This is a genomic window from Devosia sp., assembly GCF_024707125.1.
Taxonomy (GTDB): domain Bacteria; phylum Pseudomonadota; class Alphaproteobacteria; order Rhizobiales; family Devosiaceae; genus Devosia.
Genome location: NZ_JANQAH010000007.1, coordinates 313,195 through 330,557, shown reverse-complemented (window position 1 = coordinate 330,557; position 17,363 = coordinate 313,195). Strand labels below are relative to the sequence as shown.

Annotated in this window: 24 protein-coding genes and 1 tRNA gene; 12 read left to right on the top strand and 13 right to left on the bottom strand. The window is 62.7% G+C overall.

Annotation, left to right across the window (positions count from 1 at the left end; all coding sequences use genetic code 11):
- Positions 1-135 precede the first annotated feature (135 nt).
- The gene (locus NVV77_RS06840) at positions 136-456 is read right to left on the bottom strand and encodes a hypothetical protein (RefSeq protein ID WP_295411720.1); all 321 of its coding nucleotides are present in this window, start codon (positions 454-456) and stop codon (positions 136-138) included.
- A gap of 108 nt (positions 457-564) precedes the next feature.
- On the opposite strand from NVV77_RS06840, the gene NVV77_RS06835 reads away from it, so the two are divergent.
- The gene (locus tag NVV77_RS06835) at positions 565-1,212 is read left to right on the top strand and encodes a hypothetical protein (RefSeq protein WP_295411719.1); all 648 of its coding nucleotides are present in this window, start codon (positions 565-567) and stop codon (positions 1,210-1,212) included.
- A gap of 22 nt (positions 1,213-1,234) precedes the next feature.
- On the opposite strand, the gene NVV77_RS06830 is transcribed toward NVV77_RS06835, so the two are convergent.
- The 3 genes from NVV77_RS06830 to NVV77_RS06820 all read right to left on the bottom strand — a co-directional run bounded on the left by NVV77_RS06830 (position 1,235) and on the right by NVV77_RS06820 (position 3,244).
- Positions 1,235-1,453, bottom strand: a complete 219-nt coding sequence (locus NVV77_RS06830) for a DUF3126 family protein (protein ID WP_035083286.1) — start codon at positions 1,451-1,453, stop codon at positions 1,235-1,237.
- Positions 1,454-1,567: 114 nt separating this feature from the next.
- On the bottom strand, positions 1,568-2,392 hold the full coding sequence (gene cysE, locus NVV77_RS06825; protein WP_295411718.1) for a serine O-acetyltransferase: 825 nt from the start codon (positions 2,390-2,392) through the stop codon (positions 1,568-1,570).
- 81 nt (positions 2,393-2,473) lie between these two features.
- On the bottom strand, positions 2,474-3,244 hold the full coding sequence (locus NVV77_RS06820) for an alpha/beta hydrolase (protein WP_295411717.1): 771 nt from the start codon (positions 3,242-3,244) through the stop codon (positions 2,474-2,476).
- Between the two features lie 279 nt (positions 3,245-3,523).
- On the opposite strand from NVV77_RS06820, the gene NVV77_RS06815 reads away from it, so the two are divergent.
- The 6 genes from NVV77_RS06815 to NVV77_RS06790 all read left to right on the top strand — a co-directional run bounded on the left by NVV77_RS06815 (position 3,524) and on the right by NVV77_RS06790 (position 7,768).
- Positions 3,524-3,769 carry a zinc-finger domain-containing protein gene (locus NVV77_RS06815; protein WP_295411716.1) on the top strand — a complete coding sequence of 82 codons (246 nt, stop codon included), beginning with the start codon at positions 3,524-3,526 and terminating at the stop codon, positions 3,767-3,769.
- A gap of 8 nt (positions 3,770-3,777) precedes the next feature.
- The gene (locus NVV77_RS06810) at positions 3,778-4,956 is read left to right on the top strand and encodes an FAD-dependent monooxygenase (RefSeq protein ID WP_295411715.1); all 1,179 of its coding nucleotides are present in this window, start codon (positions 3,778-3,780) and stop codon (positions 4,954-4,956) included.
- An 83-nt stretch (positions 4,957-5,039) separates the two neighbouring features.
- A complete protein-coding gene (locus NVV77_RS06805; protein ID WP_295411714.1) occupies positions 5,040-6,371 on the top strand; it encodes a TCR/Tet family MFS transporter in 1,332 nt (443 codons plus the stop codon).
- Entirely contained in the window at positions 6,349-6,831 is a 483-nt protein-coding gene (locus tag NVV77_RS06800) for a GNAT family N-acetyltransferase (protein ID WP_295411713.1), read from the top strand. The genes NVV77_RS06805 and NVV77_RS06800 overlap by 23 nt, the downstream gene beginning before the upstream one ends.
- A gap of 77 nt (positions 6,832-6,908) precedes the next feature.
- A complete protein-coding gene (locus NVV77_RS06795; RefSeq protein WP_295411712.1) occupies positions 6,909-7,301 on the top strand; it encodes a DUF6152 family protein in 393 nt (130 codons plus the stop codon).
- Between the two features lie 2 nt (positions 7,302-7,303).
- Positions 7,304-7,768, top strand: coding sequence for a DUF2214 domain-containing protein (locus NVV77_RS06790; protein WP_295411711.1), 465 nt, complete (start codon positions 7,304-7,306; stop codon positions 7,766-7,768).
- Between the two features lies 1 nt (position 7,769).
- On the opposite strand, the gene gndA is transcribed toward NVV77_RS06790, so the two are convergent.
- Positions 7,770-9,188 (bottom strand): NADP-dependent phosphogluconate dehydrogenase, encoded by a 1,419-nt coding sequence (gene gndA / locus NVV77_RS06785; RefSeq protein ID WP_295411710.1) that lies wholly within the window; start codon positions 9,186-9,188, stop codon positions 7,770-7,772.
- Between the two features lie 222 nt (positions 9,189-9,410).
- On the opposite strand from gndA, the gene NVV77_RS06780 reads away from it, so the two are divergent.
- Positions 9,411-10,181 carry an SDR family oxidoreductase gene (locus NVV77_RS06780; protein WP_295411709.1) on the top strand — a complete coding sequence of 257 codons (771 nt, stop codon included), beginning with the start codon at positions 9,411-9,413 and terminating at the stop codon, positions 10,179-10,181.
- Positions 10,174-10,716, top strand: coding sequence for a gluconokinase (locus tag NVV77_RS06775; protein WP_295411708.1), 543 nt, complete (start codon positions 10,174-10,176; stop codon positions 10,714-10,716). Before NVV77_RS06780 ends, NVV77_RS06775 begins: the two co-directional genes overlap by 8 nt.
- On the opposite strand, the gene NVV77_RS06770 is transcribed toward NVV77_RS06775, so the two are convergent.
- From NVV77_RS06770 to NVV77_RS06745, 6 genes are all read right to left on the bottom strand, one after another.
- Positions 10,700-11,602, bottom strand: a complete 903-nt coding sequence (locus tag NVV77_RS06770; protein WP_295411707.1) for a DMT family transporter — start codon at positions 11,600-11,602, stop codon at positions 10,700-10,702. The genes NVV77_RS06775 and NVV77_RS06770 overlap by 17 nt on opposite strands.
- Before the next feature lie 71 nt (positions 11,603-11,673).
- The gene (locus NVV77_RS06765) at positions 11,674-12,222 is read right to left on the bottom strand and encodes a winged helix-turn-helix transcriptional regulator (RefSeq protein WP_295411706.1); all 549 of its coding nucleotides are present in this window, start codon (positions 12,220-12,222) and stop codon (positions 11,674-11,676) included.
- A 52-nt stretch (positions 12,223-12,274) separates the two neighbouring features.
- A complete protein-coding gene (locus tag NVV77_RS06760) occupies positions 12,275-13,030 on the bottom strand; it encodes an SDR family NAD(P)-dependent oxidoreductase (protein ID WP_295411705.1) in 756 nt (251 codons plus the stop codon).
- 103 nt (positions 13,031-13,133) lie between these two features.
- The gene (locus NVV77_RS06755; protein WP_295411704.1) at positions 13,134-13,601 is read right to left on the bottom strand and encodes a CYTH domain-containing protein; all 468 of its coding nucleotides are present in this window, start codon (positions 13,599-13,601) and stop codon (positions 13,134-13,136) included.
- Positions 13,602-13,603: 2 nt separating this feature from the next.
- Positions 13,604-14,446, bottom strand: coding sequence for a CHAD domain-containing protein (locus tag NVV77_RS06750; RefSeq protein ID WP_295411703.1), 843 nt, complete (start codon positions 14,444-14,446; stop codon positions 13,604-13,606).
- Between the two features lie 46 nt (positions 14,447-14,492).
- The gene (locus tag NVV77_RS06745; RefSeq protein ID WP_295411702.1) at positions 14,493-15,029 is read right to left on the bottom strand and encodes a methylated-DNA--[protein]-cysteine S-methyltransferase; all 537 of its coding nucleotides are present in this window, start codon (positions 15,027-15,029) and stop codon (positions 14,493-14,495) included.
- 76 nt (positions 15,030-15,105) lie between these two features.
- On the opposite strand from NVV77_RS06745, the gene NVV77_RS06740 reads away from it, so the two are divergent.
- Entirely contained in the window at positions 15,106-15,777 is a 672-nt protein-coding gene (locus NVV77_RS06740; protein WP_295411701.1) for an RluA family pseudouridine synthase, read from the top strand.
- Here NVV77_RS06740 and NVV77_RS06735 read toward each other — a convergent pair whose 3' ends face one another.
- Entirely contained in the window at positions 15,778-16,056 is a 279-nt protein-coding gene (locus NVV77_RS06735) for a hypothetical protein (RefSeq protein ID WP_295411700.1), read from the bottom strand.
- Positions 16,056-16,436, bottom strand: coding sequence for a RidA family protein (locus NVV77_RS06730; RefSeq protein ID WP_295411699.1), 381 nt, complete (start codon positions 16,434-16,436; stop codon positions 16,056-16,058). The genes NVV77_RS06735 and NVV77_RS06730 overlap by 1 nt, the downstream gene beginning before the upstream one ends.
- Before the next feature lie 79 nt (positions 16,437-16,515).
- Between NVV77_RS06730 and NVV77_RS06725 the strand changes: the two genes are divergently transcribed.
- Both NVV77_RS06725 and NVV77_RS06720 read left to right on the top strand, forming a co-directional pair.
- A tRNA-Leu gene (locus tag NVV77_RS06725) sits at positions 16,516-16,599 on the top strand.
- 29 nt (positions 16,600-16,628) lie between these two features.
- Positions 16,629-17,306 (top strand): hypothetical protein, encoded by a 678-nt coding sequence (locus NVV77_RS06720; protein ID WP_295411698.1) that lies wholly within the window; start codon positions 16,629-16,631, stop codon positions 17,304-17,306.
- Positions 17,307-17,363 lie beyond the last annotated feature (57 nt).

Here is a 17,363-nt window from a genome sequence, read left to right as displayed (position 1 = left end):
GGTCCCCACTTTCAGGAGACACGCTGTAGGTTTTCCGGGTCCCGCCCCAAGAATCCCTGATAGGGACCTGATGAACAAGGCCGGCTCTCGCCACAGCGAGGCCGGCCTTGTTGTATTTCAGAGTGCCTGTTCGCCTTAGCGAATGGCGAAGACGTAGAGGCTCATGAAGAAGAGGCCGGTAACAAAGGCCCAGCTGAAGCCGACAAGGGCGCCGATGAGCGCCGAGGTCATCGACAGGGTGCTGTTGTCTTCGTGCTGCCAGCCCATGTGCAGCATAATGTATGGCCCGCAGATGATGCTCATCACCAGGTGCCCGGCAGCGCCGGCAAGGCTTCGCCCATCCATGCGGAGCATGGCCTGCTGGCGGGACAGCGCCTGATAGAGATGCGTCCCGGCGCCCGCAATGCACAGCCCCACACCCATGATGAACGCCGCAAGCAAAAGTTCGCGCGTCATCCCTGCCCTCCTATGCCGCCGACCCTCGGCAACGTTAATTCTTTGGTAACCATATTGCGGCTGAAGTGATGTGTCACCTCCGCTTCAGAAAACTGGTTAACGCTGGCCATGACTGCCTTGCCGCGCTCCGAACCCCGCAATTCCGGGCTTATGCAGAACCTGGCGGGTATAGCGCTGGTGGTGATGCTGGCCGCTTTGGGCATCGCTTATCTTGTGGATGAAGCGGGCCGATCGGACGGGCGCAAGGCACCATCGCTCGATGATGGCGAGGCGCTGGCGCAGACCGTCGGCGGGCGCGAACTGACGATCCCCAAGAACTGGTTCCGCTTCGGCGAGCAGATGCAGAGCGGCTTTGTCAGCCAGGTCGATCTATCGGTTGAATTGCCGCTTGGCCGGGTCGACGTGACGCTCCTGCCCCGGTCCCGGGCGAAGTCCAGCAGCGAGCTGCTCGATAGCGTCTATGTGCACCAATTCGCCAAGGGCACGGAAATGGGCGTGCCGGGGCTCATCGGGCAGAAGCTCGAGGGCAATGGCTATGCTGGGGAAGCGATCTGGTATGACGCGCTGGCGCCAAAACCTTTTGTCGCCAAGTGCATAGACGCCATCGAGGCGGATGCGCCGGACAAATGCGTCCGCACCGTGCATCTGGCGAGCGGTCTGGCGGCCATCTATAGCTTTGACGCGACTTTGTTGCCAGCCTGGCGTGATTTCGACGCGGAAATGGGTCAGTGGCTGGAAAGGATCGGCGCCAACTAGTGTCGGCGCCGATCAAAAGTGGTCAGTCGATATCGTCCAGATCGATATCGAGGATCGACATCGAGAACATGTAGGACTTGTCGCCGTCTTCGTCATCGACGTGGATGAGGCCGATCGACTCATCGCCGATGAAGACTTCGACCGAGTCGTTGAGCTTGGCGCGGGGACGGACGTCGATGTTCTTGTTGTTGAACATGCGTTGCAGGAATTTCTGCAGCTTGATGATCTCGGGATGGTTCACGGCAATCGTCCTGCTGTTGGGTTGGCGCGCAATCTAGTGCCTCACGGGCCGCTGGCAACCCCCGGCACTGTCATTTTAGCGGTGACAACCTGCGGCAGAGACTTGCCCTGCCGGTCAGCCGTTGTCGTGCACGAGCACCATCTGGTCCATGACCAGCGCCGGCTGGGCGCAGCCGGCTTCGCCGATCACCTTGGCCGGCACACCGGCGACGGTGGTGCGCGGCGGCACTTCCTTGAGGACAACCGAGCCGGCGCCGATGCGCGAGCAATCGCCGACGCGGATATTGCCCAGAACCTTGGCGCCGGCGCCGATGAGGACGCCATTGCCGATCTTGGGGTGCCGATCCTGATCGGCCTTGCCGGTGCCGCCGAGGGTGACGCCCTGCAGCAGGGAGACGTTGTCCCCGACCACGGCGGTCTCACCGATGACGAGGCCGGTGCCATGGTCGAGCATGATGCCCTTGCCCATGGGGACGGCGGGATTGATGTCGACCTGGAAGACCTGGCTGGCGCGGCTCTGAAGATAGAGCGCGAAATCGCGGCGACCGGCCTTGAACAGGGCATGGGCAAAGCGATGGGTCTGGATGGCCTGGTAGCCCTTGAAATAGAGCAAGGGCTCGATGGCCCGGTGGCAGGCGGGATCACGTTCGAGCGTGGCTGCGAGATCGACGCGGGCGGATTCGCCGATGGTCGGATTGTCGCGCAGCACTTCGGCAAATGTCTGGCGGATGATGTCGGCCGAAACGTCTTCATGGTCGAGACGCGAGGCAAGGCGATGCGCCAGCGCTTCCTCGAAGGAATCGTGGTTGAGCACGGTGGTCAATGCCATCTGCCCGAGAGCCGGATCGGAATCGATGATCTGACGAGCGCCGACGCGCACGGCTTCCCAAACGGGATCAACCGATTTGATCTGCGCCGACTTCTGGGCATTGCCGCTCATGGCGTCCAACTCCGCTTTATCGAGACTTACCGATATAAGGCATTTGGTTGTTCAACACAAAGCCCTGACGCGCACTTTGGTTCACGGTTGCGGGGGAATGGGAAATGTCCTGCTTAGAAACTCCAAGGCCGCCGCCTTGAATTTGGTATCGCCGGTAGCGCGCATGTGATCGCGCTTGGGGATCGTGAAGGCCTCGCCGTGCGGGAGCAATTCAGCCAGCGGCTCTGGTGGTCCGGCCATTTCGTCGGCTTCACCCACGGCAACGAGGACGGGAACCTCGATTCGCCGGACGTCGGCGCGCGCCATCGGCTGGCGCGAGGTTTCCATGCAGGCGGCGAGTGCCTCGCGATCAGAGCCGGTGTGGTCGGCAAAGATGCGGAACTGGCGCGCGGTCGGATGGATCAGGTCGGCAAGGCGCGGGGCGCGCAGGCCGGCGATGATGTCGTTGCCGTCGGTCAGGCCATTGATGAGATTCATGCCCATGCCGCCAAAAATGGCGGCGGCGACGCGCTCCGGATAATTGAAGGAGAGGAAGGCGGCGACGCGGGCGCCCATCGAGTAACCGAGCACGGCGGCACGCTTTTCGCCGAGGTGATCGAGCAGCGCGAGGCTGTCCTCCATCATGCGCTCTGGATAATAGGCATCGGGATCATGCGGCTTGTCCGATTGACCATGGCCCCGGTGATCGAAGGTGATTGCCTTGTAGCCCGCGCCAGCAAGGGTCTCGACCCAGCCGGTATCGATCCAGTTGACCTTGCCACTTGAGGCAAAGCCGTGAATGCAAAGGACAGCGGGCCCGTTCCCGACGGTTTCGTAGGCGAGGGAATATCCGCTGGATTGGAATTGGGGCATGGGCGGGCTCCTTTTGCGGGAGTGTTTAGCTGGGTCGGCGTGGGTGTGCCAGTGAATCACGGCTGTTTCAGCGCCTTGCCGCATACCCCCACCCTTAATCCCTCCCCACAAGGGGGAGGGAGACGATGGAACCGCGACGACTGAGGCAAGCGCCTCCCTCCCCCTTGTGGGGAGGGAATGAGGGTGGGGGTGCGGCAAACTCCGCGCCCCGAACCTCTTTCTTTCGGAGCATCACTTGGCTATGGTCCGGCGCAAAATACCGACCCCACAGGTTTGACCATGGCACACGGCACCACGCCCCATTTCCACAACACCGAAGGCCTCCGCAGCATCGAGGTTGGCTCCAAGGAGTTTCAGTGCGTCGGCGCCCTGCCCCCGTTTGACCATCCGCATATCTTCATCGATATGGGCAAGGACAACGAAGCGGTGTGCTCCTATTGCTCGACGCTCTATGTCTATAAGCCGGAGCTCGGCGAAGGTAACGCCAACCCCGCTTCCGCGATCTTCAAGGCGCACGCTGCCTGAGTTTGACCATGCCCGCCACGGGCCGTAACTATGTCATTGCCGGAGCGGGTATTTCCGGCCTTACGCTGGCGTTGACCCTGGCAAAGTTCGGGGCGACGGTGGTTGTGCTCGAACGCAATACGGGGATTCAGGAGGCCGGGGCCGGCCTCCAGATCAGCCCTAATGCGCGCCGCGTTCTCGACCGGCTGGGCCTCTCCGACTCCCTGTCCCGGATCGCACTGAAACCGACCGCGCTCGACACCTACCAACACGGGCAATCCAAGCCGTTCTTCAGCATGGAGTTCGGCGAGATCATGGAGCAGCGCTTTGGCGCGCCCTATGCCGTGATGCACCGGGCCGATCTGGCCGATGCGCTCTACAAGGCGTCGCGACGCTTTGCCAATATCGACATCATTTTTGGCGTTCGCGGCTGGGACGTGGTTTCCCATGCGCGCGGCGTCACCGTGGCCGTAGACGAGGCCAATGGCCAGACGCGGACGACGCGCGCCAATGCCTTCATCGGGGCCGACGGCGTCCACTCGCAGACGCGCAGGCAGTTGCTGGAAGGCCCGGAAGCGCAATTTGGTGGGCGCGTTGCCTGGCGCACTCTTGTGCCGGCCGATTCGATCGCGAGCCAAATCGCTGGAGATCGCGTCTCGGTGTTCTTCGGTTCGGGCCATCATCTCGTCTGCTATCCGCTGCCGCACCGCAAACAGGTCAATCTGGCTCTGTTCCTGCCGGGCAAGGCGGAGGACAATCCCAAGAAGCCCAAACTGAAGGGCAAAGGTGCGCTGGGCGTGATTCTGGCTGCTGCCGGCGAAAGCTGGACGCCGTGGCCGCTCTACACGGTGACAACACCTGTCTGGCACCGCGGAAATATCGGCATCATTGGGGATGCGGCGCATGCCATGGTGCCGTTCCAGGCGCAGGGCGCCGCCATGGGTATCGAGGATGCGGCAACGCTGGGGCCGCTGCTGGTCGAGCACACCGAACCAGAACCCGCCTTTGCGCGTTACGCTGCTCTTCGGCAACATAGAGTCGCCCGCGTAGCGAATCTTTCGGCCAGCAATGGCCGTATTTTTCATATGAGATGGCCGCTATCAGTCGCGCGGGACACGGTCATGCGGTTGCAGGGGCCGCGCGCCCATCTCGACAGGCTGGGCTGGATCTACGGATATGACGTAGCGCCTGGCGACATATCGCACTAGCTGCCAGCCCTTGCGTTGCAGGGGCGGCCCGTGTCAATTGCGCGACACTAGGGTTAGGTGGTTGAAAGGGAACGGAATACCGCATGCAAGCTGCGACACGCTCCCGACTGACCCTTGCCTGCATCCTCATCACCATTCTGCTCGACATGATCGGCGTGGGCATCATCGTGCCCGTGCTGCCCGAGCTGCTGGAGGAGTTGACGGGCGGCAGCGTTGCCAATGCGGCTGTCATCGGCGGCTATCTGGTTTTCGCCTATGCCTTGATGCAGTTCGTATTTTCGCCGGTGCTCGGCAATCTATCGGACCGGTTTGGGCGCCGGCCGGTGCTGTTGGCATCGCTGCTGGGGCTGACTTTCGACTACCTGATGATGTCGATCGCGCCCTTCGTCTGGTACCTGTTCATCGGTCGGATCATCGCTGGCATTGCCGGCGCGGCGCTGGCGACGGCAACGGCCTATATGGCTGATATCACCCCGCCGCATAAGCGTACGCATCGGTTCGGCCTCATCGGCGCCGCCTTTGGGCTTGGATTCATTATTGGGCCCGTCATCGGCGGCGAGCTGGGTGAACTTGGGCCTCGCGTGCCCTTCTTTGCGGCGGCCGGTCTCGCCTTCGCCAATTTCCTCTTCGGGCTGCTGGTGCTTCCGGAAAGCCTGCCGAAGGCAAATCGGCGCAAGTTCAATATCAAACGGGCCAATCCCCTGGGCGCCGTGATGGCGCTGCGGCAATATCCGTCGGTGCTGTGGCTGCTTGCCGTACTGTTCTTCCTGCAGCTTGCGACGCAGGCCCTGCCGACGATCTTCAGCTATTTCACGGTCGAGGTGTTCAACTTTACCTCTTCCACCATCGGCCGCACGCTCGGCGCCTTCGGCATCGGCTTTGCCTTCAGCCAGGCCGTGTTGGCGGGGCCGCTCTCCAAGGGAATCGGTGAGCCAGCCGTGGGGATTGTCGGGCTGTTGTTTGCCGCAACGGCTTTTGCCGGCATCGCTTTTTCCGCCGACGTCTACCAGCTTTACCTGTTCATCGCGGTCGGGACTGTGAGCGGCCTCGCGCCGCCCGCGATCAATGGCGTGCTCTCCCGGCAGGTGCCGGACAATGGCCAGGGCGAATTGCAGGGCGCGGTGAATGCGGCGAGTTCGCTGGCGACGATCATCGGCCCGCTCGGGGCGACGCAGATCTTCTCCTACTATACGAGCGCGCCGGAAACCGGGCACTATTTCCCCGGAGCCCCGTTCGTCGCTTGCGGCATTGCCGTGGCCATCTCCCTCGTTATTTTCGGCATTGCCGCCTGGAAATTCGAGCTGACGCACCGGCCAAGTGTCGCTGACCATCCGCATGTGCCGGACTTGCCACCACCGGGCCAATTGCGCGTAGCTCCCATCGAGGACGAGAATGAAAATCAGACCCGCAACTGAAGCCGACCGGACGGTCGTCCTCGGCATCGTGGGACCCGTGCTGCGCGCGGGCGAAACCTATGCCATCGACACCGACCTGAGCGATCAGCAGGTGCTCGACTACTGGTTCCTGCCGGCGCACGAGGTTTTCGTGGCGGAGGACGAGGGCGTTATCCTCGGCACGTATTACCTGCAGGCCAACCAGCGCGGCGGCGGGGCGCATGTGGCCAATTGCGGCTACATGGTTTCGGCCCAGGCGCAGGGCAAGGGCATTGCCGGGCGCATGTGCGAGCATTCGCAGGTGGTGGCGAAGGAACGCGGATTCCGCGCCATGCAGTTCAACCACGTGGTCTCGAAGAATACGCGGGCCGTTGCGCTGTGGCAGAAACTTGGATTCGAGATCGTCGGTACGCTGCCGCTCGCTTTCAAGCACCCGGTTCACGGCTATGTGGACAGCTACGTGATGTTCAAGGCGCTTTGATCGCGCCTTCGTGACTGCCGCTCGGGGAGCAGCAGGCGCAGACTGCTGGCGTGCATGACGCACGACAGGAGATCAATATGACGCTGCCCCGATTTGGTCGCCGCTCCCTGATCCTTGGCGGAGCCATCCTTGCCGCGACCGCCCTTGCCGGCACGGCCCTCGCCCACCATGGCTGGAGCTGGGCCGAGGCCGGCATGATCGAGCTGACCGGCACGATTACCAGCATCACCATCGCTCCGCCCCACCCGATTATCGAGGTGGATGCCGAGGGTGAAATATGGACCGTGGAACTGGGTAATCCCACCCTGACCGAACGCTCGGGCTTTGTCGAAGGCGCAGCCGAGGTCGGGCAGGAAATCGTCGCTCTCGGCAATCGCGATGCCGACGGTTCGCCGCGCATGAAGGCGGTGCGCATCACCATCGGCGACAAGGTCTACGATATTTATCCCGATCGCATTCCGGCCCAATAGGCATGTGGGACGCGCTGGCGCATTGGCCCGGCGCCGTGGCGTTGCGGCAATCCTCGACGCTCTATCTCTTCGTCAATGCCGCTCATATCCTGGGAATCGGGCTGATCCTTGGGCCGATCCTGGCGCTCGACGCCCGGATGCTTGGTTGGGCGAAGACCGTGCCGCTCTCGATACTCGGGCCGTTTCTTTCGGGCACGGCGAAGCTCGGCGTCATCGTTGCCGTTCTGACAGGCGTCGCGCTTTTCAGCGTGCGGCCGGCTGACTATGCCGACAACCCCGCCTTCCTGAGCAAGATCGGGCTTGTCCTTGTCGCCGTGGCCAACGCAGTCGCGGTAGACCGCAGCAGGGCCTGGCGCAACGCGATAGCCACCAACGAAATCGCCGCACGCCTGCGGGTGCAGGCGGCGGCGTCCGCTGGTCTGTGGATCGCGGCCCTGGTTGCGGGCCGCTGGATCGGATTTTTGTAGCTTACTTGCCGAGGGTCGACGGCCAGGTGCCGTGCAGGTCGCTACCGCGGCCTTCGATTTCAAAGCCGTGGGCGCCGAAGAAGTCGCGCTGACCCTGGGTCAGGTTGGCAGTGCCCTGGGCCTGGCGGTAGCTGTCAAAATAGCTCAGCGAGGCCGAAAGGCAGATCATCGGGAATTCGCCGACGGATGCGGCGGCCACGACCTTGCGCAGGCTGGGGTGGCTGTCCTTCATGATGCCGACGAAATCGGGCACGACGAGGAGGTTGGTAGCTTCGCCCTTGGCATAGGCCGAGGACATCTGGTCGAGGAAGCGCGAGCGGATGATGCAGCCGGCGCGCCAGATCTTTGCGATCGTTGCCAGCGGCAGCGACCAGCCGAACTCTTCCGAGGCCTTGTTGATGACGGCAAAGCCCTGAGCGTAGGAGACGATCTTGCCGGCGAGTAGCGCCTTTTCGAGATCGGCCAGGGTCACGTCGGTCTTGGCGCGGTTCGGCTTGCCATAGATGGCTTCGGCGGCGACGCGCTCGGATTTTCGCGAGGACAGCGAGCGCGCGGCGACAGCGCCCTCGATGGCGGTTGCCGGCACGCCCATCTGCTGGGCGACGACGGCGGACCACATGCCCGTGCCCTTCTGGCCGGCCTTGTCGAGGATGAGATCGACGAGGGGCTTGCCCGTCTGGTCATCAACGGCGTCGAGAACGTGGCCGGTGATTTCGATCAGGTAGGAATTGAGCGGACCCTTGTTCCATTCCTTGAAGACATTGGCGCATTCCTTGGCCGACATGCCGAGGCCGTCGCGCATCACGCCATAGATTTCGGCGATCATCTGCATGTCGCCATATTCGATGCCGTTGTGGATCATCTTGACGAAATGGCCAGCGCCACCTTCGCCGAGATAAGCGCAGCAGCTCTCGCCGTTGAACTGGGCCGCGATCGCGGTAAGAACCGCCTCGGCATTGTGCCACTGTTCCTTGGAACCGCCGACCATGATCGAGGGACCATGGCGAGCGCCTTCTTCACCGCCGGAAACGCCGACGCCGAGATAGCCGATGTTCTTGGGCTTGAGGTAATCGAAGCGGCGCTGCGTATCGGTGTAGAGCGAGTTGCCGCACTCGATGATCGCGTCGCCCGGCGACAGGTGCGGCAGGAGCTGCTCGATCATGTCGTCGACCGGCTGGCCGGCCTTGACCATGATGATGATCGAGCGCGGTGCCTTCACTGCCTGCACGAATTCGGCAAGGTCGTACTTCGGGATGGTATTCTGGTCGAGGCCCTGTGCCTTGGCTTCCGCGACGAACTCGTCGATGCGGCCGGCCGAGCGGTTGTGCACGGCAACGGTGTAGCCTTTTTCGGCGATATTCAGCGCCAGGTTCGAACCCATAACCGCCAGGCCGATCAGCCCGATATCCGCAGTTGCCATGAAGCTTTCCTTCCGAGGTCTCGTCGCCATCCGAGGCGTTTTGGGCCATGCGCAGGGTGCATAGCACTCGGCGGCGACAATGACCATAAAGCGCAAGACGAGGAAAGTGCGGATCGCGCAAATTTCGACCATTTCACATTCTTGTATGGAAGATTTGACCATGGCTTGCCTTGCAGCGTGGCGGATGGCTAAGAAGGCGGGAGGCACAGAGGAAGAACAGCCATGAGCGAACGCTCGCCATTCGACTTGACGGGCCGACGGGCCCTTGTAACCGGGTCGAGCCGTGGGCTGGGCCTCGCCATGGCCAAGGCACTGGCCGGGGCTGGCGCGAAGATCGTGCTCAACGCGCGTGACGAGGTGGCACTCGGAGCGGCGGCGGCGGATCTGGCCGAGACTGGAGCGGATGTAACCGCGCTCGCCTTCGATGTGACGAGCCCAGAAAGCGTCGGCGAGGCGGTGCGGCATTGCGAAAGCGAGATCGGGCCGATCGATATTCTGGTCAACAATGCCGGGATGCAGATTCGGGGGCCGCTCGAGACCTTTCGGCACGATGATTTCGAGAAGATCATGGCAACGCATGTGACGGCGACGTTTTCGGTCAGCCAGGCCGTGGCGCTGGGCATGATCGAGCGCGGGCGCGGCAAGATCATCAACATTTGCTCGATCCTGACCGACCATGCGCGGCCGACCGCGGCGCCTTACGGTGCGGCCAAGGCAGCGATCGCCAACCTGACGCGCGGCATGGCGGCGGACTGGGCGCGCAAGGGGCTCAACGTCAATGCCATTGCGCCGGGATACTTCAAGACCGACCTCAATGAGGCGTTGATTGCCGATCCGGCCTTCAACGCCTGGGTGGAACAGCGTACTCCGATGGGGCGTTGGGGTGAGGTGGAAGAACTGGGCCCAGCCGCAATCTTCCTCGCATCCGATGCCTCCAGTTTCGTGAACGGACACATTCTCTATGTCGATGGCGCCTTCACCGCAGTTGTCTGAACCAGCCCGCATCATCATCGTGATGGGCGTCAGCTCGTCCGGAAAATCGACCGTAGGCGCGGCGCTCGGGCGCGCTTTGCACGCGCCCTTTCTCGATGGCGACAAGTATCACCCGGAAGCCAATGTCGAGAAAATGCGCGCCGGTATTCCGCTGACCGATGAGGACCGCTGGCCCTGGCTGGAAGCGCTCGCAGCGGCGCTGAAGGAAGCGGCGGAGAAGAAGAAAGGCGTGGCGGTCGGGGCCTGTTCGGCACTGAAGCGGGCCTATCGTGACTTCATTACAGAAAAGGCCGGTGAGCCGGTGCTGTTCGTCTATCTCGATGGCAGCCGGGAAGTGATCGGCGAACGGATGGCCAAGCGCAGCCACGAATATATGCCGACGAGCCTGCTCGACAGCCAGTTTGCGACGCTGGAAGTGCCTGATCCTGCGGTTGAGAATGTGATGGTGGTGCCGGTGACCGGCCCGGTCAATCGCATTGTCACGACGGTGACCGGGTCGCTCGGCCATCTCAAGAGTTTCAAGCGCTGGCAGTAGCGCGTCGACCGAAACGCCCCTGCCCGTAAGCCACGACAGCGGCAGCGGCTACGACGACCAAAGCACCGGCCAGAGCCCAGGGCGTCGGCACATTGCCCAGCAGCACGAGGTCGAAACCAAAAGCCCAGATGATGCCGGTGTATTCGTAAGGTGCCAGCACCGATACCGGCGCACGGGCGACCGATTCCATCAGCAGGACATGGCCAAGCCCACCGAGAAGCCCGGCGCCAGCGAGGAGGGCAAATTCGTGGGGTTGCAACTCGACCCAGCCGAACAGCGCCGAGGCAAGGCCGACGGCGGAGCAGATGAGCGCAAAGGAGAGGGCGATACTGGCGGGCGGTTCGGTGCGGGTGAGATCTTTTACCTGCACGCGGGAGAGCGCATTGGTGGCGGCCATGGCGATGCCCGCGCCGATACCGATCAGGGTGCCGTCGCGCAGCTCTGCTCCAACCAGTGTTGGATAAAGCATGAGCAGGATGCCGCCGAAGCCGAGAACCACGCCGACAAAGATGGTTGCGCCGGGCCGCTCGCGCAGGAAGAGCATGGCGGCGGCAATCGAGAGGATTGGCGCCAGATAGGTCAGCGCGGTCGCCAGGCCCACCGAGAGATAGCGCAGCGACACGAACGAAAAGAACATCACCGCGCAGCCGAGAAGCCCGCGCACCAGGTGCTTGTGTGGGTAGCGCGTGCGGACGGACTGGCCAAGCTCACGTCGGATGGCGAGATAGATCAGGGTCGGCGCGAGGGCGACAAAGCTGCGCCAGAAGATGATCTGGCCGGTGGGCACCGTGCCGGCGACTTCGTGGATGGCCGCCGACATGGCGGACATGACGGCAAGCCCGCCCGTCGAAAGCCAGAGGGCGGCGGCGATATTCTGCTTTGGCATGGGCGGGTCACAAGGCGAGGATGCACCCTGTCTACGGGTGTGCCCCCTGCCCCGCAAGCCGGATCAATGATTTAGGTGGCGTCGAGAACCGCAGCACCACGCGGGGCGATGCGATAACCGACCTCGAGACTCTCCGTGAGCCCAAGGGCTTTCAGGCGGCGAACGCGGGTCTTGAAGAGCTGCTTTTCCATGCCGAGGCGGTCGGCCAGGATTTGGGCGGACACACCGGGATTTTCGCGGATGATGGTCAGGATGGCCCGGGTCCAGGGCTGGGCGGCGTCCATCCGTGCCAGCTTCGGTGCGATCCCATCGAGATTGTCGACGGCCTCCCTGAGGACAATCCGCGGATCGGCACCGGCAAGGTGAAGGCGTATGCGATAGAGCTGCCCCTCGCCTCGGAGGGCGGCTGTAAGGGCAGCTAAATCCTGGAAACCGGCGCGGCTGATATCTTCGCGGCTGATGGCTTCTAGGCTGACCGGATCGACTTCATCGATGGCAAGCAGGCCAACAGCGGTCAGTAGAGTGCCGCCTGCTTTGACGGTGGGCCGCTTCCAGCGGCGGAACTGCGTATCGATCCGCGCATCGCGAATGGCTTCGAGATCGGCGACCTTGATGAGCATTTCGGACCTCCCGCCCCAAGACCTAGCTCAGGACGGGAGGCCCGGAAACCAATTACTGCGCTGCGTAACCGCCATCCACCAGGTGATAGGACCCGGTGATGAAGGAGGCAGCATCGGAGAGGAGGAAGAGAGTCAGCGCAGCGACCTCGTCGGACTGGCCGAGGCGGCCAACCGGATGCAGGGCGCGCAGGCCATCGAAAACTTCCTTGGGCGTTGCCGAACCGAGAAGCGGTGTTTCGATGAAGCCGGGACCGACGGCGGTGACGCGGATGCCTTCCTTGGCATAGTCGATAGCCGCGGCCTTGGTGAGGCCGACGACACCGTGCTTGGCCGAAACATAGGCCGGGGCATTGGCAAAGCCATTGGTGCCGAGGATGGAGGCCATATTGACGATGGCGCCACCGCCCGCCTTCAGCATGGCGGCGATCTCATATTTCATGGAGTAGAAGACGGAGTTGAGATTGACGTCGATGACCTTGTGCCAGTCTTCGAAGGTGTAGTCCCCGGCTTTGGCAGCCTTGCCGCCGATGCCTGCATTGTTCACTGCGAGATTGAGCGAACCATAGGTGTCGAGGGTGAACTGCACGGCCTTTTCGACCTGATCGACCTTGGACACGTCGACCGCCACCGCGGCTGCTTCGCCACCAGCGGCCTTGACCGCATCGACGACAGCCTGGGCACCATCGAGCTTGAGATCGGCCACCACGACCTTGGCTCCGCGCGCCGCGAGCTGCTTGACCACGGCTTCACCGATGCCAGAAGCACCGCCCGTTACAAACGCAACCTTGCCTGCAAAATCCTGGGACATAGCATTCTCCTATTGGTTCCCCTGGAGATATGCGCCCATTGCGACAGCACAACCATGATCGAGATCAAACGCGCTGAACGAACTGTTCAAGCGGAATTCGCAGTTATTCGGGAATTCCGGGGGTTCGCGACAGGCTGGCATTGGCGTAGCGATCGTCATCCGACACTTCGCGGCCAAGCCATGCCGGCAGATGGACATGCTCATCGACCGAGCCCATCTCGACCTCGGCGAGGACAAGGCCGGCATGCTGGCCTTCGAAGACGTCGACTTCCCAGGTATGAGCCTCGAAGGGCACCTGGTAGCGGCGCTTCTCGATAATGTTGGGCTTCGCCATTTCCATCAGTTCGCGGGCGTCTTCGAGCGGAATGGCATATTCGAATTCGGCGCGGGCGATGCCTTCGGGCTTGCCTTTGAGCGTGAGGACGGCCTCGCGGTCGTCATAGATTCGTACCCGAACGGTGGCCTTGGCGCTGGTCGACAGGTAGCCCTGCTGCAGGCGGGCCGAGCTTTCCGCATTCGACTTCCAATCGTCGCCGGATATGAGGAATTTGCGCTCGATTTCCTGGGCCATATTCAGGTGTCCTTTGGAAGCAGCTTCCAGAATTTTTCGAACCGGGCGACCAGTTCGGCGGGGCTTTCGACGGTCAGCTGCCGGCCTAGGGCGAAGGCCTTGCCGGCGAGGACTGCCTTGCGCTCGTCGATCACCTTTGCCAGCGACTCGTCAAGTGGGCCGGCAAGCGCGGTAAGGCGCTCGGTCAGTACGGCCAGGTTGTGATGATCGCCGAGATACTCGCCCATCGTATCGCATTGATCCCGGCGCGCGCCCAACCTGTCGGGGGCGCAGTCTTCGAAGAGACCGACATGAAACCAATGGCCCTTGGCGTCCTTGCGCCAATCATGAAAGGCCTCGTCATGGCCCGTCCGTTCCGCGGCTTTCATGCGCTTGCGGAGGCGCGCATAGGTATTGCCGAGGCCGGGCGCGAGCAAGGCAAAGCCCCTGCCCTTGACGGTCCAGCGCTCGATGCGCTGCTGCGCCGCAACCATGGCATCACCAAAGCCGATGAGCAGCGCGGCCCGATCCTGCGCGCTGGCCACCCGGCGCGCATTTTCCTCGAGTTCACGACGCAGTCGCTCGGTCGTTTCGGCTGAGACGGCCTGTAGCGCGCCCTGCTTTTCGAGGGCAACGAAGGTTTCGAGAATGACGGCGGCGTCGCGAGCAGCGGAGAGCGCATCGGCGGCATTGCCAAAGGCCGCGTTCTCCTCGTCAAAATGGGGAAAATTCGGACGCACCAGCCGTAAGAGGCCGCGGATTTTCTTGCAGCGCCGTCGCAGCCCATGGACGGTTTTGTCGAAGTCACCGCCCGCCCGGCTCTCCACCAGAGCAGCTTCGACCTGCTCGGCGGCAATTTTGCGCACCTGACGGGCTACTCGGCTGCGCTGGCTGAAAGAGAACCCCATGGCTTCAGAAGACGAACTGCATCTGGCCGGGGGGAGCGCCGAGACTGACACCCTCAAGGGCCAGCATGGTTCGCTTGGTCGACGTACCGCCGGGAGCAGAAAAGCCCCCTGCCTTGCCGCCCGCGGCGAGAACGCGATGGCACGGGATGATGAGGGGGATCGGATTGGCCCCCATGGCCTGGCCGACAGCGCGCGACAGGCCGACATCGCCCAATTGCCGGGCTATGTCGCCATAGGTGCTCGTGGCACCCCAGCCGATGGTGAGAAGGATCGCGTAGCATTGCCGATGAAAATCGGGCACGCCTTCGAGATCGAGGCGAGTGGCGGAAAAATCGATCTGCTGGCCATCGGCATAGTCCTCGATTTGATCGAGGACAGCGGCAGTGGCGCGATCTGGGGTACCGGGTTCGGCACCCAGTTTTGCAAGGCGCTCCTGTACCTCTGCCGGCTCGCCGCCGGGCAGGAAGACGCGACGAATGCCGCGGTCTGTCCAGACCAGGGCAAATTCGCCGAGCGCAGTTGCGAAAGTGGTGCTGTGCATGAGGCCATCATAGCGCGCAGGCCGGGGCGCGGCAAACGCTTGGTCAAATGGCAAAACCTCTGCTAGAGGGGCGTCCATGCCCGGTCCCATGCCCACATTGCTCGACTATTTCCCGCCCACCGATCCCTATCTCAACGTCCTCCACGTGGACGACGACATTCTGGTGGTCGACAAGCAGAGCGGGCTTCTCAGTGTGCCCGGCAAGGATCCGAGCCTTTGGGACTGCATCGAATATCGCGCGCGGCAGAAATGGCCGACGGCGGGCATGTGCCATCGGCTCGACAAGGATACGTCAGGCGTTTTGGTGATGGCGCTCAACAAGCGTGCCCATGGCCGCATCGGCAGCCAGTTCGAGCACCGGCAGACGACCAAGAGCTATGTGGCGCGGGTTTCGGGCGTGATTGCCGAAGACAGTGGCGTCATCGACCTGCCGCTCGCGACCGACTGGGAAAACAAGCCGCGCCAGCGGGTCGACTATGAAAATGGCCGCCACGCCAAGACCGAATGGGAAGTCATCGAGCGCGAGGCCAATGCGACGCGGGTGAAACTCGTGCCGCTGACCGGACGCACGCACCAGTTGCGCGTGCACATGAAGGCGCTGGGCCATGTCATCCTGGGCGACGCCTTCTATGCCGAGGGCGACGATTTTACGGCGGCGGACCGGCTGCAACTCCACGCGGCGGAACTGGGCTTTACCCATCCGACCACACACGAGTTCATGACCTTCGTGGCACCGACGCCGTTCTGATCAGTCTTCGAACGCCACTTCGATGCGCTGGAAGAGGTTTCCTTCTTTCATCGTATCGAGCCATTTGCGGAAATCTGGCACGTCCTTGAAGCCGGCGCGCTTGGCGTCGGCATCGGTAACGTCGTCGGCACTCATGTCGGTGATCGACTTGATCGAGAGCAGGCCAAGCTTGGTCTTGAGGGTGCCGCCGGGCTTTACGGTCGGACGGTTCCAGCGGCGGAAGATGACGTCGACCTTGCCGGACTTGATGTCTTCGAGAAGAGCGAGTTTGAGCAGCATTAGTCCAATACCGCCGTGGCTGTGATTTCGATCTTGAGACCCTTCGCCAGCAGTTCCTTGACGACCACGGTCGCGCGGACCGGGAACGGCTGCTGAGTGAAGAATTCGCGATAGACCGCGTTCATGCCCGCCGCGTCGGCGCTGTCGGTGAGAAAGATCTGCACCATGACGAGATTGGCGAGCGTGCCGCCGGCGGCTTTGATGCCGATCTCGATATTCTGAATGCAGCGGCGGGCCTGGGCCTCGATGCCGCCTTCGACGATGTCGCCGGTGACCGGGTCTTCGGCGATGGCGACGAGCCAAACATGCTTGCCGGCGCGCACGGCGTCATTGATCGGCGCGGAGGATGGCGCGATGCCGGTTTCGATGCGTTCGATCATCTCGTCTCCGGGGTTGAGAATCGTCTGGGCGCAATTGTCTTGCGCATCGCCTTGTGACAAACACGGGCCACCGAGCCAAGCGGGCGTGGTGAAACTGGTAGACACAAGGGACTTAAAATCCCTCGGCTAACGCTGTACGGGTTCGATTCCGTCGCCCGCACCATCCCTCACACAGCAAGTTTCGAGACGCTCATGAGACCGTGGATACATCTCGATACGGCAAATGTTCCGGGCGACAAGACGCAGCTCAAACTGATGCAGCGCGGCGACGAATTCTCCATCATGCTCGGCACCAATGAGCTGATGAACAGCCGCCTCAGTGGCTCGGAAGAAGCGCTGGCAACACTCAGCGCCGAACGCATCGGCGGCAGGGCAAAGGCGCGGGTTCTCATTGGCGGCCTCGGCATGGGTTTTACCCTGCGCGCGGCGTTGGGGTGCTTTGGGGCGGATAGCGAGATTGTCGTGGCGGAACTGGTGCCCGAAATCATCGCCTGGGCGCGCGGCCCGCTGACCCCGGTTTTCGGCACCTGCCTCGATGATCCGCGGGTGACAATCATCAACGACGATGTCGGCAAGGTGATTGCGGCGGGCAAAGGGGCTTACGACGCCATCCTGCTCGATGTCGACAATGGGCCGGACGGCGTGAGCCGGGAGCAGAACGACCAGCTCTATGGGCTGGCGGCTCTCAGGAAATCATGGGCGGCTTTGCGGCTCGGTGGCGTGCTCGCCGTCTGGTCGGCGCATCCTAGCCCCCAATTCGTGAAGCGATTGACAGCCGCGAGCTTTGCCGTGGAAGAGGTAAAAGTGCGCGCCCGCAGCAGCGGTCGCGGCGCGCGGCATGTCATTTGGCTGGGGACGAAGGGGCGGTAGTCAGATCCTTTGCGAGATAGTGGTCTAGAGGTTACGCCGCCTCGACAACCGCTTGCC

What these genes read in the sequence shown, in the direction of transcription:
- NVV77_RS06835 (WP_295411719.1), top strand. Translation starts at nt 565, where the DNA reads ATGACTGCCTTGCCGCGCTCCGAACCCCGCAATTCCGGGCTTATGCAG.
- NVV77_RS06745 (WP_295411702.1), bottom strand. Translation starts at nt 15,029, where the DNA reads ATGCACAGCACCACTTTCGCAACTGCGCTCGGCGAATTTGCCCTGGTC.
- NVV77_RS06720 (WP_295411698.1), top strand. Translation starts at nt 16,629, where the DNA reads ATGAGACCGTGGATACATCTCGATACGGCAAATGTTCCGGGCGACAAG.
- NVV77_RS06820 (WP_295411717.1), bottom strand. Translation starts at nt 3,244, where the DNA reads ATGCCCCAATTCCAATCCAGCGGATATTCCCTCGCCTACGAAACCGTC.
- NVV77_RS06765 (WP_295411706.1), bottom strand. Translation starts at nt 12,222, where the DNA reads ATGCTCATCAAGGTCGCCGATCTCGAAGCCATTCGCGATGCGCGGATC.
- NVV77_RS06730 (WP_295411699.1), bottom strand. Translation starts at nt 16,436, where the DNA reads ATGATCGAACGCATCGAAACCGGCATCGCGCCATCCTCCGCGCCGATC.
- NVV77_RS06740 (WP_295411701.1), top strand. Translation starts at nt 15,106, where the DNA reads ATGCCCGGTCCCATGCCCACATTGCTCGACTATTTCCCGCCCACCGAT.
- NVV77_RS06790 (WP_295411711.1), top strand. Translation starts at nt 7,304, where the DNA reads ATGTGGGACGCGCTGGCGCATTGGCCCGGCGCCGTGGCGTTGCGGCAA.
- gndA (WP_295411710.1), bottom strand. Translation starts at nt 9,188, where the DNA reads ATGGCAACTGCGGATATCGGGCTGATCGGCCTGGCGGTTATGGGTTCG.
- NVV77_RS06780 (WP_295411709.1), top strand. Translation starts at nt 9,411, where the DNA reads ATGAGCGAACGCTCGCCATTCGACTTGACGGGCCGACGGGCCCTTGTA.
- NVV77_RS06810 (WP_295411715.1), top strand. Translation starts at nt 3,778, where the DNA reads ATGCCCGCCACGGGCCGTAACTATGTCATTGCCGGAGCGGGTATTTCC.
- NVV77_RS06815 (WP_295411716.1), top strand. Translation starts at nt 3,524, where the DNA reads ATGGCACACGGCACCACGCCCCATTTCCACAACACCGAAGGCCTCCGC.
- NVV77_RS06800 (WP_295411713.1), top strand. Translation starts at nt 6,349, where the DNA reads ATGAAAATCAGACCCGCAACTGAAGCCGACCGGACGGTCGTCCTCGGC.
- NVV77_RS06805 (WP_295411714.1), top strand. Translation starts at nt 5,040, where the DNA reads ATGCAAGCTGCGACACGCTCCCGACTGACCCTTGCCTGCATCCTCATC.
- NVV77_RS06840 (WP_295411720.1), bottom strand. Translation starts at nt 456, where the DNA reads ATGACGCGCGAACTTTTGCTTGCGGCGTTCATCATGGGTGTGGGGCTG.
- NVV77_RS06770 (WP_295411707.1), bottom strand. Translation starts at nt 11,602, where the DNA reads ATGCCAAAGCAGAATATCGCCGCCGCCCTCTGGCTTTCGACGGGCGGG.
- NVV77_RS06735 (WP_295411700.1), bottom strand. Translation starts at nt 16,056, where the DNA reads ATGCTGCTCAAACTCGCTCTTCTCGAAGACATCAAGTCCGGCAAGGTC.
- NVV77_RS06755 (WP_295411704.1), bottom strand. Translation starts at nt 13,601, where the DNA reads ATGGCCCAGGAAATCGAGCGCAAATTCCTCATATCCGGCGACGATTGG.
- NVV77_RS06795 (WP_295411712.1), top strand. Translation starts at nt 6,909, where the DNA reads ATGACGCTGCCCCGATTTGGTCGCCGCTCCCTGATCCTTGGCGGAGCC.
- NVV77_RS06760 (WP_295411705.1), bottom strand. Translation starts at nt 13,030, where the DNA reads ATGTCCCAGGATTTTGCAGGCAAGGTTGCGTTTGTAACGGGCGGTGCT.
- cysE (WP_295411718.1), bottom strand. Translation starts at nt 2,392, where the DNA reads ATGAGCGGCAATGCCCAGAAGTCGGCGCAGATCAAATCGGTTGATCCC.